Below are 13,460 nucleotides of genomic sequence, written 5' to 3'. Positions count from 1 at the left end.
AACTCACTCGGGTAGGGCTTGGGCACAGCAACATCCTTCCAGGCCCACCCCTCGGGCAAGCCAGATCAGATGTCACCTACTCGTGCAGCAATCCCGACCACGACTCTCCACCGGTGCCATTTCTTTGCGGCGCAAGCAGGTACTCACCGAATCCGTCGGCGGCGCTCCGAACCTCCATCCAGTAGCGCTCGTCAGCGTCAGCATCCCACCAGTTGTTGATGATCACTCGTCGACTATCTCAGTACGATGTACCTCGCTGCGACGAGGCACATGTACTGTCAGCGCATGATCGTGCCCATTGTGATGCTTTACGTTCTCTCCGCATTGCTCCCACTCGCGGGTCTCACCTTGCTTGGTGTGACCGCCCGACGCGCACTCGTTACTGCGCGAGACGCAGAGCCGCGCATTGCGTCGGGGCCGATGATCGCGATCGGCTCCGGTGACACCATGCAGATGGTCCCGGTGGGCAACGTCGCTTCGGCCGCGGAGCAGGCGGCAACTCTTCCTGCGGAGACTTGGCGTCAAGTCCGTCGAGACTTCCTACTCATCGGCGGCGGCGTTGTCTGCGGCGTCATCGCAGGCGTGTGGAGCCTGTTCATCTGAACGGGGAAGCCACACGGGTAACCAAGAAGGCTCAGTCGGCGTTCTCCGCGAGCCACTGCTCCATGGCCTCTCGTGTCCATCGCGAGACGGGAACCGGAGGCTTGCCAGGAGACGAGCGCGTCGGCGGAACCTGCCCCGCCTGCATCGCCCGCCTGTACCTAGCGTGGTCGTTGAAGTAGAACCGCGTCGTCCCGTCCGAGAATGTCACGACGGTCGGACTGATTCCCTTCGATGCAGCGGGAATGACGACGGTGCGGGCGCGCGCGACTTCGAGCACTTGCTCTCGAAGCACCGTCAGTTCCTGACTGGCGTCCTTCCGCTCGGTCGTGGTGGCGATCTCGCGCTGCTGCTGAACCCACTGACGAGGGGCACGGCGGCGCTTCCAGAGCCCGGCGATGATGAGCACGACCACTCCGCTGATCACGCCACCGACGATGATCTCGACCACAATGCCTCCGTTCGTGACCCCTGACGCTAGCCGACACAGTCAGAGTCGACGAGCATCGCACGAAGTCTTGGGACGTGTGCCGCCGCACTACCGCTGTGCCAGCACGTCTGGAAACCGCAGATCAGAGCGGGTGCTCTCTTCTCCTGCTGTGACGCGTTCCGTCGCACGGCCGCCACCTGCAGCGGTTGCGGCCCGCGTGCACTTCGTGCCGGCGTTCATGCTCTCGCCCCCCATATGTAGTTCGTGTGATGGGAACGAGGGGCGGGCGAGATTCGACCGCCCACCCCTCTTGGCGACGTCGCGGATGAGCGACACGACGACGCCCGTCAATCAGGCGTTCGCGAGATCGAAGCGACGCACCCACTCGTCGACCGAACCGTCGAGCCCAGCGCGCGCCGCCTCGTAGCCCTCAGCGTCCGCGCGGTACACGTCCTGCCACGCTCCGACGCTCGCGTCGCTGCCCTCAGCGGCCTCCGTCATCGCACGGTGCCACGCGAGCACAGGCGCGTTGCTCCGCTCGAACTCACGTGCCTGCACCGCAGGCTCGACACCCAGGTCAGCCAGTCGCTCGAAGATGAGCCCGTGCGTCTCGGCGATGATCTCGTCGCCGTGCTGCGATTCGAGCACCCGCGGCAGCGTCTCGACGAGATCGGCGATCGCGCGCGCGCGCATCGTCTGCGTTCGCGATGATCTGCCCGAGGGTGCGTCCCGCTTCGAGCATCCGCAGGACGTGAGCCTGTTCGTGCTGCATGCGGCTGATCTCGTCGGCGGTGTTCGCCCGCAGCGACCCGAGCACGTCGGCACGGCTCGTCCCTGCGCTCGGGAGCGCCGGACGTGCAGCGAGCAGCCGCTCACGCGCGCTCTCGCGGCGTGCGCGCTGCCGATCGGACAGGCCCGCAGCGCTCAGGTCGGGGTCTGACATCTGCATCGCAGCGCCCAACTCGTCTCGGTAGGCCCGGTAAGCGGTGCGGTAGGTGTTCGTGGTGGTCACGATGGGGTTTCCTCTCTCTCGGTGGTCTGCTCGCTGTTGGCGGGCAGAGACTCTTCGGCGTCGACGGCCTTCGCGATCGACGACGCCCAGACGCGCAGCACGGCCTTGAACTCTTCGACGCCGCTGTCGCCGTTGATCTCATAGAGCCCTGCGATTCGAGCGCGGGCGTCCATGATCTTCAGCAGTCGATCGACCGCGCCCAGATGCCCCGCGAGCACGCTCGGCATGAGCGTGCGCTGCGCGAGATCGAGCGCTTCAAGTTCCTGAGTGCGCAGCGCCGTTGCGTTCTCGCGCGGCAGGTTCTTCAGCGCGCGCTCGACGGCGCGGTACGCGCTGGCAGGGCTGGCGTAGCCGACGCTTCGCGCGATCTGCCGGTACGGCACCCTCATCAGTCGGAGTCGCAGCGCTTCGTTCGCGCGTTCTGCGGCGGTGAGTTGCGCCGCCGCGCTGTGGCGGTCGCCGCCGTGCTCGTGGTGGGTCATCGGGGTTCTCCGTTCGGTCGGCGGGCTGCTGCGAGTTCGCGTCGACGTGCGTTCGCTCGGACGCGGTACTCGGGGTCGGCGTAGCGGGCGCGCAGGCTGTCCCGAGTACAGCCCTTGCACCGTCCGTTGCGGTGCGTGCCGAACGTCGCTCGGTAGTGACCGTTCGGGCAGTAGAGCCAATCGCCGCCGCGATCGAGCAGGTTGTTATGGCTGTCGCAGAGCGGCGCGTAGTCGTTGAGAGCGTTCGACCACCGCACCGCGCGACCCATGCTGTCCTCGCCATAGTGCGACGCTTCGCCGACGAGTCCCCAGCCGTCAGCCAGGCGGCGGCAATCAGGGGCGGCGCAGGGGAGTCCGATCGCGCTGCCGCGACGGTCCTTCAGTTCGTCGTGGACGAGGCGATATCCGTTCGTCATGGTGCACCGCCGATCTTCACGCCGAGGATCGCCGCGAGCACTTCCCGCAGTTCCTGCGCTTCGGCTCGCTGCGCGGCTGCTTCGGCGCTCACCGCTGCCGTGTATGCCTTGACGACGCCGAAGTGCCGGGGCTGCATCTCGTCTAGCGCGCGCTCCCAGTCGGCGAGGCCGCTACGGCGCTTCGCCTTCGCAGCGCGCAGGCTGTCGCGCTCAGGCTCCGTCACGAGCCGGTGGGCTCGGGCGACGAGTGCGTCGAGTTCGCGAGTCATCGTGTCGTGTTCCTCTCGTCGGGCAGGACGCCGGAAGAGCGCACCGTCTCTGATCTGTGGTTCCTTGGGCTGCTGGCGCACTCGGGGTGCACGTCGAGGGCTCGTGATGTCCATGAGCAGGAGGGTGACGGCGGCGTTCACTGGCGTCTTGTCATCGGGGGTGCGGTCGGGCGTGGTGTCGTTCACGGGGTGACCTTCCTCTCTGCTCTGGTCGGTGGGCGGGCTGTTGATCGCGAGCATCGCTTTCGCTGCTGCGGCGATCTCGTCTCTGAGGCTCATGGGCTCATCTCCGTTGGCACGAGAGCGACGTCAGCCCATTGCTGGCCGCGAGCGCTCAGATGCTCGTAGGTGCGATCTCCGCGCTCGGGGCCGTCGTAGGCGGGGCCGCGCCCATGCGCGTCGATCTGCCGCCAATACGTCGAGATCGCTTCGGTGCACTGGCCGCTCGTGAGGTCGCGGAATCTCTCGATCGTTCGAGTGCTCGGGATGCGTCGCGTCGCGAAGATGTGCAGGTCGCACAGCAGCGATACCTGCGAGTCGGAGCGCCCGGTTTCGACGACGCCCACGCTGGGCGTGCCACCGCTCTCGATCGCTGAGACGTCGTTGATGTCATCGAGTTCGTCGTGCGACGCGAAGCGTTGCACCCGAGAGGGTGGAGTAGAGGGTAGAGAGGTAGGTAGAGGGGTAACGGTCTTGGCGTTACCCATTCCCTCCGAAACCGTTACCCATTGCCGTTCCGAACCGTTACCCATTCCGCGTCTCACGTGAGTCACGCGTGACAGATCGTCGTCAGAACCGTTCCCCATTTCAGAGCACGCACCGATACCCATTTCCAGCACGAGCAGTTCGTACTCGGCCCGATGCCCGCGATGGGCTTTAGAGTGCAAGCGAATGAGCCCCTTCGCGATCAGCGAGGGGAGGATGCGGACACTGAGCGCCTGCTTCGCAGCGGGTGAACCCGGCCTCTTTCCGATCGCGAGCGCGAGTCGGTCGTGACCCCAGGTGTAGAGCGGCGCGTCATCGTCGACCGCGATCGCCATGTCGAGCAGCACCGTGCGTTCGAGCGACGTCACCGTCGCCGTTAGCAGCGCGCTCTTCATGCGCTCCAAGGTCGTGTATCCCACGTCTCGCCCTCCGTCGAGTCGATCGCTCAGTCGTTCGTGGGTGCGACCGGGACGGGTGCGGCATCGATGCCGAACAGGCGCAGGAACGGGACCGTCGGGATGATGACCCGACCCCGGAGCCTGCGCGACTCGACCTCGCCCGAGCGGACGGCGAGCCACATCGTGCTCTCGCCGACGTCGGCGATCTTCGCTGCCTGGCGAACGTCGAGCCCGACTGGGAGCGGGCGAGGGAGGTCGAAGTCTGCGGCGGTCAGAGTGGCGCGCTGATCTGTGGCGGGCATGGCGATCCTTCTGGATGACGTGAATGTCTGGATCGTCAGACCGGACCCGCCGTGCCTTGACGTTGCTTTCGATCAGCATAGATCAGATTCGGGTAAATGCCGCTAGTCTGAGTTTAGGCCGATTCGTGTATTCAGGCGCCTAAATGAATCAGCACCGCCGATGGAAGGAAGCAGTATGAGCACGATGAGAGAGATCATCGGGGCGAACGTCAAGCGTGCGCGCAAAGCGACCGGCATGCAGCAGGACGGGTTCGCGCAGCGACTCGAAGCGATTAGCGGCAGGACATGGACCATCAGCGCTGTCTCGGAAGCCGAACGCGGCAAACGCACGTGGACAGCCGACGACGTCGTGCTCTTTGCGCGAGCCCTCACCATTGGGCCGGCCGATCTCTTCTCGATCCCGGAAGACATCGACGACGTCGAGATCGACGGCCAGCCCGTGAGCCGTGACCTCATCGAGCCGGGCGCTCGGGCGCTTACTGAGGGAGCATCGGCACCGCTTCAGGTGATCGCCCGGCTCACGCGTGCACTCGACACCCACATGACCGACATCGACCGCCTGCACGATCTCGTCGAGAAGACGCGAGACGACGCAATGAGCGTGCGCAAGACGTGGCTTCGGCAGACAGCCGAGGCTCAACCCAGGAAGGAAGACGAATGATCTATCGCAGATGCTCGTGCCGCGACGCGGCACGCAAGCCCTACGGCAACCTGCCCGAGAATGCGACACCCGAGCAGATCGCCCGAACATGCCCCCTGCTGCTCACCGATCCGAAGCACGGCAAGTGGGGCTACTACCTCAGTCGCGGGTTCGCGTTCGACCCGAAGACGAAGAAGATGCGGCGGCTACAGACGCGCGTCGCGAACTTCCCGAGCAAGCGCGCCGCTCAGTCCGCGTTCGCGAAGGCGAAAGCCGAGCACGATACCGGGCAGTTCCGCGAGACGAACCGCACCCAGTTCGCGCAGTGGTGCGACGAGTGGCTGGCGACGAGCGGGCTCTCAACGGGGCTCGTCGCCGCGTACGGGCGGTACTTCGAGAACGACGTCGCACCGAGCGCGCTCGGACGCATGCGGCTCAGCGACATCAGACGCGCGGACGTGCAGACGTTCGTGAACGGCATGCTGGCTGCCGGTAGGGGAGTGCCCACCGTCAAGAAGGCCCACCGTGGCATTTCGAGTGCGTTCACCGCCGCCGTGCGGGGCGAACTCATCCCGGCGAACCCTGCTCACGGCGTCGTGTTCCCGAAGGAGCGGCGCGCGAAGTTCGAGCCGTGGTCGCCCGCGCAAGCCGGGCTGTTCCTCGATCACGCTCAGCAGCATCGGCTCGGCGTCGTGCTCGAAGTCGCCATGTTCACCGGGCTGCGTCCTGCCGAGTTGGCGGGGCTCAGGTGGATCGACGTCGATCTCGCGTCGCGCACGCTCACGGTGCGGTGGACGCGCACGATCGTCGACGGCAAGGTCGAAGAGAAGGAGCCGAAGACCGAAGAGAGCCAGGCGAGCATCGACCTCGAAGACCAGACGGTCGGCGCTCTCGTCGCGTGGCAGATCACCCAGCAGGCCGACCGGGAACGGCTCGGCAGCCTGTGGGAGAACAGCGGCTACGTCTTCACCCACGAGGACGGTCGACCGCTACGACGCGACTACGTGCTGAAGAACGTGTTCAAGCCCGTCTGGGCGGCGACGAACGCGACGATCACCGCTGAGAACGCGCAGCGCGTCGCACGTGGCGAGCAGCCCCAGCCGCTGCTCTCGTGGATCAAGATGCACGGCCTGCGCCACATGCACGCGTCGCTGATGCTCGCGAGCGGGGCGGACATCGCCCTGACGTCGAAGCGGCTGCGGCACTCGTCGGTCGTCATCACGTCGGACGTCTACACGCACCTGATCGGCGATCGTGCTCGGCATGCTGCTGAGGCTGTCGCGGCGCTCGTTCCGCGTGCTGGTGCACACCAAGTGCACAACAACAGCGCTGATCTCGCGCCTGTCGACGCGGGCTGAGTAGGTAGAAATGCGTGATTACGCGGGCTTCCGTGGTGGGCGATACCAGACTCGAACTGATGACCTCTTCCGTGTGAAGGAAGCGCGCTACCAACTGCGCCAATCGCCCATGGTCCACTCGGGACCGAGACTCGATGTTACCGGATGCCGGGGGCGCGAGCGAACACTCGGGCGCGACACGCTCGGCATGTCACTGGTTTGGCGAGTCCGAATTCTTCGGCTAAAGTTGCTCAAGTGCCCGGGGCAGCCCGGAAACGCGGATGTAGCGCAGTTGGTAGCGCACAACCTTGCCAAGGTTGGGGTCGCGAGTTCGAGTCTCGTCATCCGCTCGAGTGCAGGGGTTCCTTCCGGGGAACCACGGCACGTGGGGTCAAACCACACGGTGGCGTGGCCGAGCGGCTAGGCACCGGCCTGCAAAGCCGTTTACACGGGTTCGAATCCCGTCGCCACCTCGCCTGCATAACTTAATAGCCCAAACGGGCGCGATTGGCGCAGCGGTAGCGCGCTTCCCTGACACGGAAGAGGTCACTGGTTCGATCCCAGTATCGCGCACAGAAAAACCCCCGGTAAATCGGGGGTTTTGTGTTTCCTGGGACGTGCGTGCAACATGCGTGCAATAGCGTTTTTTGGCTGGTGACCGTCCGGGACGTGCTCATGTCTCGGAAGTGACGGGCTCGCGAAGTATCTGCATCAGTACACGACCCTTCTCAATCTCGGGGAGGTGCTCGACTGAGTCGATCAGGCGTTGCCGGTAGGCGTTCACTGCTGCAAGTTGCCCGAGGTGGATCTCATCGACGGTAGACATCATGCATCGCGGGTCCACCCGCATTCGGTGTTCGTGCACACAGCATCGAGCCGAGAGGTCGACTCTTGGTGATGCTGCCAGAACGGCTGAGAGAGATCGACCTGCGCCCCGCAACGGGGACACTTATCGCCTACCTTGTAGTCAGACATAAGCCGACTCTAGCGGGGGAGTCCCGGTGCCGGCTGGTGGCTGGTGGCTGCACTCATGACCCGTAGCGGGTCATGAGTGCAGCTCCGTCATGGCCGGTGCCGCACTCCGATGGCCGGGTTGCAGCGTGGGAGTCGCATGGTCTGCAGCATCGTGTCGTGATCGTCGAAGCGGTGCCAGAGCCATGACTGCACGCACTTGTTCTCGACGAAGGTGGCGTAGAGGTCACCACCGATCGCGACGCCCCACCCGACTCCCTGCTGCTGCCCGTTCATGTCCCGGACCCGGATAGCGAGGTCGACCGCTGCTTCACGCGTTGCGGGGACGTCGAACTTCCACTCCGGTGGTACGGGCTTCGCGGTGAACCTGACCCCCTCGAACCGCTCCGGTTCGAAATCGCTACCTGATCGGTACGTGTAACTGACAAGGCGGTCTGATCCTGTCGGGTACCCGAAGTGGTAGATCGTCGCGCTCGGGGGTTTCTCTCCCGTCTGCCGTTCCATATCGGCGTAGATGTGACGGAGGACGCCGGGGGCAATCACGTTGAGGGTCTCGATGTCGTCGCCGTCGGCGAGTTCCGTCACGAGTTCCAGCCACGCCCGTCCGAGGTAGCTCGCTCCGAGGTAGACCATGGTCATGTTGTTGTTCGGGAGTGGGTGGACTTTCTGGCTGAATCTGGCCGGGATACCGTCGAGAGACTCGAGAGTGTCCGAGATCAGGAGGACGTCATCCGGGGTCTGAGAGACGAAGAGCAAACTCAAGGCGTGGTCGCTTTCTGGTCAAACGAGCGAAGTGTGACGGAGAGACGCGACGCGCTCCCGTAGATGACTGATTCGGGTCCGTCACTGTTGGACACCATGGCGTGGATCGAGTCGGATGTGCCCGTGCCGGGGCCGTAGACCGCTCCACCCTCGGCGTAACGATGCTGAAGACCGCCGTAGACTTTCCCGTCCACAACCACCTGCCCAGCAGCTACCGGGATCGTGATGGTGCGCCCGTTGTAATGCCGGATCAGGGACTCAAGCTGGTTCGTGGCCATGGCGGTCTCCGCGATGACCTTCCAATCGGTCTCAGCCGGAATGGAGAAGATCTTGTCTGCGAGCGCTTCGGCTTCCTCGGCCGTTGCCCCGAGATCCCGTGCCCGATCAATGAGCGACTGCCGCCCGCTAACGAGCGCAGCCTGGAACCCTTGCGTGTTCTTGTCGAGATCGAACTGTGCCTGTGCCGCCTTCTGCGCATCCTGAGCGAGGTCGGTCAGCATTCCGAGGTTCTCGCGGCCCGCTTCGGTGCTGGCGTCCAGGCCGCGGGTGCCCGACTCCACCTGCGCGGCAACCTTCGCCAACGTGTCCTGATACGCGATGTTTGACGAGACGGCGTCCTGTCCGATGCTGTTCGCTTCGGTGAGCGTTCCGACAAGGTTGTCGAGTTGCGAGTTAAGCCCGTCGACCTCGCGTGCAGCGTTCAGGTAGGCGTCGGCGGCGCTATCGGTGACGTCCTTCGACTCCTTCGTGACACGGTTCTTCTGCTCGCTGACCCGGATCGCTTCTTCGATGGACCCGGCCTCACCACGCACGGCGTCTGCGACGACAGTGGCCGCGTTGGACACATCCAGCATCGACACACCGAGTTCGTCAGCGACTCGTTGCGCGGCCTCCTGTGACCCTGAACCTGCATCGATGACATCCTTCAACTCGGTGAGTGCGTCAGCGTTGCCCATGGCGGCGTCGGTGATCGTGTCGAGCGAGATGCCAAGCTTCTCGGCGGCGTCGTACGCGGAGCCGCGTGAGATCCACATCCACGACTTCTCAGCGGCAAGGTTCGCGACCGCCATATCTCGGGTCGCCTCCGTGATCCGATTCGAACCGTTCTCGAGCGTGTCCGCGTAGGCTTGCGCACGCTGGCGGGCCTCTGCGTGTGCCTGCGCGAGAGTGCCGACGATCGCGAACAGTCCACCGAGCGCCAGCCCCGCGACACCTGCCGAGATCCCGACGCGGCCCATGGAGATGTTCGCCAGCGCCAGCGTGTTCTTCAGCTCCGCAAACTTCTTCACCGCGATGAGCGCGCCACCCCCGGCGAGCCCAATAGCTGCCGTCGCACCGCCGATCGCGAGCGTGGCACCCTTCACCGGCTCCGGCAGGTCGTTGTACATGTCCACAAGCGATGTGAGGGCCTGTACGAGCGCGCGGAGCGAGTCGTTGGCCGCAGACCCTGTCTCGATCAAAGCGGAGTCCATAGCGCCGCCCAGAGCCTCGATATCGCCCTTGAGGTTATCCAGACGCATCGCCGCGGTCTTCGACGCGTACCCCGTCTCATCGACCGCCGCCGTCCACTCCTGAACACCCTCTGCGCCGGCCTGGTAAAGCGCGGTGGCTGCGGTGATCTGCTGGTTTCCGAAGATGATTCCGAGGCTCGCGTCCCGCGCCTGCCCAGTCATCCCCGAGTACGCCTTCGACATCTGACCGGCCGCGTTCTGCAACCCCATGAAATTGCCCTCAGCGTCATAAAGCTGAATGCCGAGAGCCTCGATCTCCTTACGAGCCTGCGACGACGGGGAAGTCAGCGACGACAACATGCCTCGAAGCGACGTACCAGCCTGCTCACCGATGATGCCCTGCTGCGCAAACAACGCCAGCGTGCCAGTCGTCTCCTCGATGGACACGCCCATAGACGCGGCGATCGGACCCACGAACTTCAGACCCTGCGCCAGGTCTTCCACAGAACCCATAGCTTTACCGGCGCCCGCGGCCAGAACGTCCGCAACATGCCCCGCCTGATCACCCTCAAGCTTGAACTGCTGCAACGCCGTAGCGGAGATCTCCGCAGCCCGAGCAACCCCGAGGCCACCCGCCGCCGCCAGATCCAAAGACCCCGCCAAAGCACCGCCGATGATGTCCGCCGTTGAAATGCCGGCCTTCGCCAGTTCCTCAATCGCGTTCGCAGACTCCGTGGCTGAGAACACGGTAGACGCCCCCGCCTGAATCGCCGCCTCCCGAAGCTCCGCCATGTTCTCTGCCGACTCATGCGTAGCCGCTTCGACGTGAGACATCGCCTCATCAAAATCAGCGAACTTCTTCACCGCGACGCCAATACCGGTCGCGAGAAGAGCGCCCATCGCAATCCCGGTCTTCCCGATCGCATCGAACGCCTCCCGCTGGTGTGCCAGCTTCTCCGCTTCGGTGCTTGTATCTTTCGTCGCTTTCGCAGCCTTCTGCATCCCGTCGATGTACTGCTGCATCTGAACGGAAAGCGTGACCTTCGTCTTTCTGTCAGCCATCCTGACCCTCCTTCTCCGCGGCCAAAGCCGCCGTATGCCGATCGCGGGGGATACGGACATGAATCGCCCACAGCACCGCCGCAGCATCCTCGAGAGCCGCCGCATCCAGCAACCCGGTAAACGCCTCCCACTGCTCCTGCGCAACCGGCACCTCATCCACGAGGACGGTCGGCACCGTCGACCCGTCCAGCCATTCCGACTGCACAGGGAACCCCCGCACGACGGCGACACTGTCGTAACCGATCAGCCGATCCCGAGCCGACCCCGCACGTGGCGCATGCGCCTCCGACAAGCTCGACCACGCCCGCCCCGAAATCTCCACGAACTCCACCGCCGCCGACATCCCGTCGATGTCGAGACCGAAACTCATCCGCTCCGGCTTCCGTGCCCGCGCCCGCGCAATGAGCTCCGCAATACGCGAACTCGACCCCTGCACGGATGAGGCATCCACCTCAGGCGATACGGACTGCATCGCCTGAATCAGTTCATCAATAGGCATCGTGCTCTCCTTCGAATATTTCACCGATAATCACGCCCGAAACGGCGAATTGAAACATTTTGAACCTGACCGGGACTTTTTCCCTATCGCCGACGGGCTTTTGCGGGGAGGGGGAGAGGGGGCCCTCCCCACCCTTATCGAACATGTGTTCGCCCCGTCGTGCTGTGGCGTGATGGGGCGGCGAGGTTGGGTTGCCCCGCCGCCCCTGAATGTCACACGCTCTCGTTGGTCCGCTTGGCTACGTTCGGGTCGAAGTGTTGCGGGATGAACTGTCCGCGCTGCTGTTCGATGGTCTGCCATTCGATGCGTGCACCTGCTCGGTGGGCGGCGATGTAGAAGCTGGCGCCGATGAGTTCGCGTCGGAACTTCTCGTATGTTTCGACGTCGGGGAACACGAGGGTGCGGGACTCGGTGCCGTACCTGTTTGACCAGATGTTCACTTGTGCGTGGCCGGAGACGCTGGCGAGAGCATCACGCACGTTCTTGAAGTGGTTGAGCTCGTTGAGTGATGTGCGGAAGTCGACGCCTGCGGGGTCGTACTGGTCGGCGAGGTAGTGGTCGATCTGGTCGCCGGCTGCGGTGGCTGCTGCGGTGAACCGTTTGGCCGTGGCGTTGAACTTGGTGGCGAGGTCGTCGTTGAGCTCGGTGAGGGATGCGAACCATGCGTCGCCGAGGAGGGCGACTGAGTGTTCGGCTACTTGTTTTGCGAGTTTTGCTTTCGCCTGACGCGAGTGCAGGTTCTCGATGGCGGTGAGTGCGTCGTCGAGCTGTTCGCGGGTGCTGATTTCGCCGGGGTTTGGTGTCGTCTCTTGTGAGAGTTCAGCGGAGAGCTTTTCGGCGTAGTCGTTGAATGCGATGGCTGCTTTGACCGCGGCGGGAATATCCTTTGCGGGGAGGACGCTGGCGATCGTGACGTAGTTGTTGTTCATGAGTTCTCCTTGATGTAGCGGCCTTCTTTGTTGGCCTTGACGATGAGTTCGTGGTGTCCGAGTTGCGCGAGTCGTGCAGCTTCGGTGGCTGTGATCGTTTGCCCGAGTGTTTGGGATCGGTAGACGATCTCGAGGTCTCGGGGGTCTCCGCCCATGAGTGTGTGAAGTTGCCCTTCCGCTTTTGCGGCGGAGATCTGGGCGGGGGTCATGGTGGCGAGGTCGTCGCGAGTCAGTTGTCGCTCGAGCCAGGGCGGGACGGTGTCCTCGGTCGTGTCGTCCTCTGCTTCTTCGGTTTCGTTGTCGTCTGTCACGTTTGCTCCAGTTCGTTTTCGAGTTCGTTGGCTAGGTCGTCGAGTACGTTGATTGCTTTGCGGATGAGTGCGGCGTAGCGGCGTGCTCTGCGTTCTGCTTTCCGGGCGCCGCGTCGGATTGCAGCTACCCGTTCGTCAGTGGCGCCCATGAGTGTTTGCTTTCGGTGAGTGGCCCTCGGGCCATACGTGTTCGGGTAGCGGTGTGAGGGTCCGCGACTGTGTGGCGTGTATGTCCTGGACTGCGCGGGCGTGGTGTGCGTCCCGTCGTGCTGCGGTGAGGGTCCTGCAGTTCGGGCAGTTGTTCATGGCTGCTGTCATGGCGGCTTCGTAGTTGCGGGTCATGCGGCTTTCTTTCGTCTCGGGTATTCGTGGCCGGCCCATACCCCGGCGCGGGGGTTTGCTTTCGTGGCGTACGCGGCGCAGAGTTCACGGATCGGGCAGTTAGCGCAGAGTCGAACCGCGAACGCGAGCGCTTCGTATGTGGGGTCGTCGGCGGTGAACACGGGCTGGTCGGCGCAGGGCGGCTGGTAGTCGGTCAGGGCTTCTGTGAGGGCGGCGTATTCGGCTTCGCTTGGGTCAGCTTTTGTCATGGGGTGGCCTCCGACCAGTCGCGTGTCTCCGCTGTGTGCTGTGCGCGCAGAAAGGCGTAGTAGGAGTTCACTTGCGCGGCGAATTCCTGCGGGTTGTTCCACGCGGCGACCATCGCTTCGAAGTTGGGCGGCTTAGGTGCGCAGTGCTTCATGCTGTTTCCCCCCGGTATTCGCAGTTCATGCACGTTCCGTCGGCAACTAGGGCGTGTCTGACAAATTGTTCGAGAGTGGGCTGAGAGTCTGGACGCGTGTCGCGGTTCCAGTTGCTTTCGGATGCTCAGTGGTCGTTGATC

The 13,460-nt window shown here is 64.1% G+C and carries 19 protein-coding genes and 4 tRNA genes; 7 read left to right on the top strand and 16 right to left on the bottom strand.

Annotated elements, in window-relative coordinates; translation table 11 throughout:
• Positions 1 to 76: 76 nt before the first annotated feature.
• Positions 77 to 226, bottom strand: a complete 150-nt coding sequence (locus ACWICD_RS14405) for a hypothetical protein (RefSeq protein ID WP_454140560.1) — start codon at positions 224 to 226, stop codon at positions 77 to 79.
• A gap of 59 nt (positions 227 to 285) precedes the next feature.
• Here ACWICD_RS14405 and ACWICD_RS14400 point away from each other — a divergent pair, with 59 nt between their 5' ends.
• Positions 286 to 603, top strand: coding sequence for a hypothetical protein (locus tag ACWICD_RS14400; protein WP_454140559.1), 318 nt, complete (start codon positions 286 to 288; stop codon positions 601 to 603).
• 31 nt (positions 604 to 634) lie between these two features.
• Here ACWICD_RS14400 and ACWICD_RS14395 read toward each other — a convergent pair whose 3' ends face one another.
• Both ACWICD_RS14395 and ACWICD_RS14390 read right to left on the bottom strand, forming a co-directional pair.
• Positions 635 to 1,051 carry a hypothetical protein gene (locus tag ACWICD_RS14395; protein WP_454140558.1) on the bottom strand — a complete coding sequence of 139 codons (417 nt, stop codon included), beginning with the start codon at positions 1,049 to 1,051 and terminating at the stop codon, positions 635 to 637.
• A gap of 330 nt (positions 1,052 to 1,381) precedes the next feature.
• Entirely contained in the window at positions 1,382 to 1,723 is a 342-nt protein-coding gene (locus ACWICD_RS14390) for a hypothetical protein (protein WP_454140557.1), read from the bottom strand.
• A gap of 58 nt (positions 1,724 to 1,781) precedes the next feature.
• Here ACWICD_RS14390 and ACWICD_RS14385 point away from each other — a divergent pair, with 58 nt between their 5' ends.
• Positions 1,782 to 1,970 (top strand): hypothetical protein, encoded by a 189-nt coding sequence (locus ACWICD_RS14385; protein WP_454140556.1) that lies wholly within the window; start codon positions 1,782 to 1,784, stop codon positions 1,968 to 1,970.
• Between the two features lie 68 nt (positions 1,971 to 2,038).
• On the opposite strand, the gene ACWICD_RS14380 is transcribed toward ACWICD_RS14385, so the two are convergent.
• Genes ACWICD_RS14380 through ACWICD_RS14360 form a run of 5 tightly spaced genes read right to left on the bottom strand, consistent with a single transcriptional unit; the run spans position 2,039 to position 4,614 of the window.
• A complete protein-coding gene (locus ACWICD_RS14380; protein WP_454140555.1) occupies positions 2,039 to 2,524 on the bottom strand; it encodes a hypothetical protein in 486 nt (161 codons plus the stop codon).
• On the bottom strand, positions 2,521 to 2,940 hold the full coding sequence (locus ACWICD_RS14375; RefSeq protein WP_454140554.1) for a hypothetical protein: 420 nt from the start codon (positions 2,938 to 2,940) through the stop codon (positions 2,521 to 2,523). Before ACWICD_RS14375 ends, ACWICD_RS14380 begins: the two co-directional genes overlap by 4 nt.
• Positions 2,937 to 3,488, bottom strand: a complete 552-nt coding sequence (locus ACWICD_RS14370) for a hypothetical protein (RefSeq protein WP_454140553.1) — start codon at positions 3,486 to 3,488, stop codon at positions 2,937 to 2,939. Before ACWICD_RS14370 ends, ACWICD_RS14375 begins: the two co-directional genes overlap by 4 nt.
• Positions 3,485 to 4,333: a hypothetical protein gene (locus ACWICD_RS14365; RefSeq protein ID WP_454140552.1), complete on the bottom strand. Its 849-nt coding sequence runs from the start codon at positions 4,331 to 4,333 to the stop codon at positions 3,485 to 3,487. Before ACWICD_RS14365 ends, ACWICD_RS14370 begins: the two co-directional genes overlap by 4 nt.
• Positions 4,334 to 4,359: 26 nt before the next feature.
• Positions 4,360 to 4,614 (bottom strand): hypothetical protein, encoded by a 255-nt coding sequence (locus tag ACWICD_RS14360; protein WP_454140551.1) that lies wholly within the window; start codon positions 4,612 to 4,614, stop codon positions 4,360 to 4,362.
• 175 nt (positions 4,615 to 4,789) lie between these two features.
• On the opposite strand from ACWICD_RS14360, the gene ACWICD_RS14355 reads away from it, so the two are divergent.
• Both ACWICD_RS14355 and ACWICD_RS14350 read left to right on the top strand, forming a co-directional pair.
• Positions 4,790 to 5,275, top strand: coding sequence for a helix-turn-helix domain-containing protein (locus tag ACWICD_RS14355; RefSeq protein WP_454140550.1), 486 nt, complete (start codon positions 4,790 to 4,792; stop codon positions 5,273 to 5,275).
• The gene (locus tag ACWICD_RS14350; protein ID WP_454140549.1) at positions 5,272 to 6,612 is read left to right on the top strand and encodes a site-specific integrase; all 1,341 of its coding nucleotides are present in this window, start codon (positions 5,272 to 5,274) and stop codon (positions 6,610 to 6,612) included. The genes ACWICD_RS14355 and ACWICD_RS14350 overlap by 4 nt, the downstream gene beginning before the upstream one ends.
• A 33-nt stretch (positions 6,613 to 6,645) precedes the next feature.
• Here the strand turns inward: ACWICD_RS14350 and ACWICD_RS14345 are convergent.
• A tRNA-Val gene (locus ACWICD_RS14345) sits at positions 6,646 to 6,721 on the bottom strand.
• Between the two features lie 147 nt (positions 6,722 to 6,868).
• Here ACWICD_RS14345 and ACWICD_RS14340 point away from each other — a divergent pair.
• From ACWICD_RS14340 to ACWICD_RS14330, 3 genes are all read left to right on the top strand, one after another.
• Positions 6,869 to 6,941: transfer RNA gene (locus tag ACWICD_RS14340), tRNA-Gly, on the top strand.
• 52 nt (positions 6,942 to 6,993) lie between these two features.
• Positions 6,994 to 7,064 (top strand) — tRNA-Cys (locus ACWICD_RS14335).
• Positions 7,065 to 7,092: 28 nt separating this feature from the next.
• Positions 7,093 to 7,164 (top strand) — tRNA-Val (locus ACWICD_RS14330).
• A gap of 489 nt (positions 7,165 to 7,653) precedes the next feature.
• On the opposite strand, the gene ACWICD_RS14325 is transcribed toward ACWICD_RS14330, so the two are convergent.
• The 7 genes from ACWICD_RS14325 to ACWICD_RS14295 form a co-directional block, all read right to left on the bottom strand.
• Entirely contained in the window at positions 7,654 to 8,325 is a 672-nt protein-coding gene (locus tag ACWICD_RS14325) for a hypothetical protein (RefSeq protein WP_454140548.1), read from the bottom strand.
• Positions 8,322 to 10,838: a phage tail tape measure protein gene (locus ACWICD_RS14320; protein WP_454140547.1), complete on the bottom strand. Its 2,517-nt coding sequence runs from the start codon at positions 10,836 to 10,838 to the stop codon at positions 8,322 to 8,324. The genes ACWICD_RS14325 and ACWICD_RS14320 overlap by 4 nt, the downstream gene beginning before the upstream one ends.
• Entirely contained in the window at positions 10,831 to 11,337 is a 507-nt protein-coding gene (locus ACWICD_RS14315; RefSeq protein WP_454140546.1) for a hypothetical protein, read from the bottom strand. Before ACWICD_RS14315 ends, ACWICD_RS14320 begins: the two co-directional genes overlap by 8 nt.
• Before the next feature lie 212 nt (positions 11,338 to 11,549).
• Entirely contained in the window at positions 11,550 to 12,266 is a 717-nt protein-coding gene (locus ACWICD_RS14310) for a hypothetical protein (protein WP_454140545.1), read from the bottom strand.
• Entirely contained in the window at positions 12,263 to 12,577 is a 315-nt protein-coding gene (locus tag ACWICD_RS14305; protein ID WP_454140544.1) for a hypothetical protein, read from the bottom strand. Before ACWICD_RS14305 ends, ACWICD_RS14310 begins: the two co-directional genes overlap by 4 nt.
• On the bottom strand, positions 12,574 to 12,726 hold the full coding sequence (locus tag ACWICD_RS14300) for a hypothetical protein (protein ID WP_454140543.1): 153 nt from the start codon (positions 12,724 to 12,726) through the stop codon (positions 12,574 to 12,576). The genes ACWICD_RS14305 and ACWICD_RS14300 overlap by 4 nt, the downstream gene beginning before the upstream one ends.
• A gap of 189 nt (positions 12,727 to 12,915) precedes the next feature.
• The gene (locus ACWICD_RS14295; RefSeq protein ID WP_454140542.1) at positions 12,916 to 13,167 is read right to left on the bottom strand and encodes a WhiB family transcriptional regulator; all 252 of its coding nucleotides are present in this window, start codon (positions 13,165 to 13,167) and stop codon (positions 12,916 to 12,918) included.
• Positions 13,168 to 13,460 lie beyond the last annotated feature (293 nt).

The sequence above is a fragment of the Microbacterium sp. NPDC055357 genome (assembly GCF_053644835.1).
This window is presented reverse-complemented; position numbering and strand designations above follow the sequence as displayed.

Coding starts and splice junctions, on each gene's coding strand:
- ACWICD_RS14400 (WP_454140559.1), top strand. CDS start 286: ATGATCGTGCCCATTGTGATGCTTTACGTTCTCTCCGCATTGCTCCCA.
- ACWICD_RS14390 (WP_454140557.1), bottom strand. CDS start 1,723: ATGCGCGCGCGCGCGATCGCCGATCTCGTCGAGACGCTGCCGCGGGTG.
- ACWICD_RS14380 (WP_454140555.1), bottom strand. CDS start 2,524: ATGACCCACCACGAGCACGGCGGCGACCGCCACAGCGCGGCGGCGCAA.
- ACWICD_RS14375 (WP_454140554.1), bottom strand. CDS start 2,940: ATGACGAACGGATATCGCCTCGTCCACGACGAACTGAAGGACCGTCGC.
- ACWICD_RS14370 (WP_454140553.1), bottom strand. CDS start 3,488: ATGAGCCTCAGAGACGAGATCGCCGCAGCAGCGAAAGCGATGCTCGCG.
- ACWICD_RS14360 (WP_454140551.1), bottom strand. CDS start 4,614: ATGCCCGCCACAGATCAGCGCGCCACTCTGACCGCCGCAGACTTCGAC.
- ACWICD_RS14355 (WP_454140550.1), top strand. CDS start 4,790: ATGAGCACGATGAGAGAGATCATCGGGGCGAACGTCAAGCGTGCGCGC.
- ACWICD_RS14350 (WP_454140549.1), top strand. CDS start 5,272: ATGATCTATCGCAGATGCTCGTGCCGCGACGCGGCACGCAAGCCCTAC.
- ACWICD_RS14320 (WP_454140547.1), bottom strand. CDS start 10,838: ATGGCTGACAGAAAGACGAAGGTCACGCTTTCCGTTCAGATGCAGCAG.
- ACWICD_RS14315 (WP_454140546.1), bottom strand. CDS start 11,337: ATGCCTATTGATGAACTGATTCAGGCGATGCAGTCCGTATCGCCTGAG.
- ACWICD_RS14310 (WP_454140545.1), bottom strand. CDS start 12,266: ATGAACAACAACTACGTCACGATCGCCAGCGTCCTCCCCGCAAAGGAT.
- ACWICD_RS14300 (WP_454140543.1), bottom strand. CDS start 12,726: ATGGGCGCCACTGACGAACGGGTAGCTGCAATCCGACGCGGCGCCCGG.
- ACWICD_RS14295 (WP_454140542.1), bottom strand. CDS start 13,167: ATGACAAAAGCTGACCCAAGCGAAGCCGAATACGCCGCCCTCACAGAA.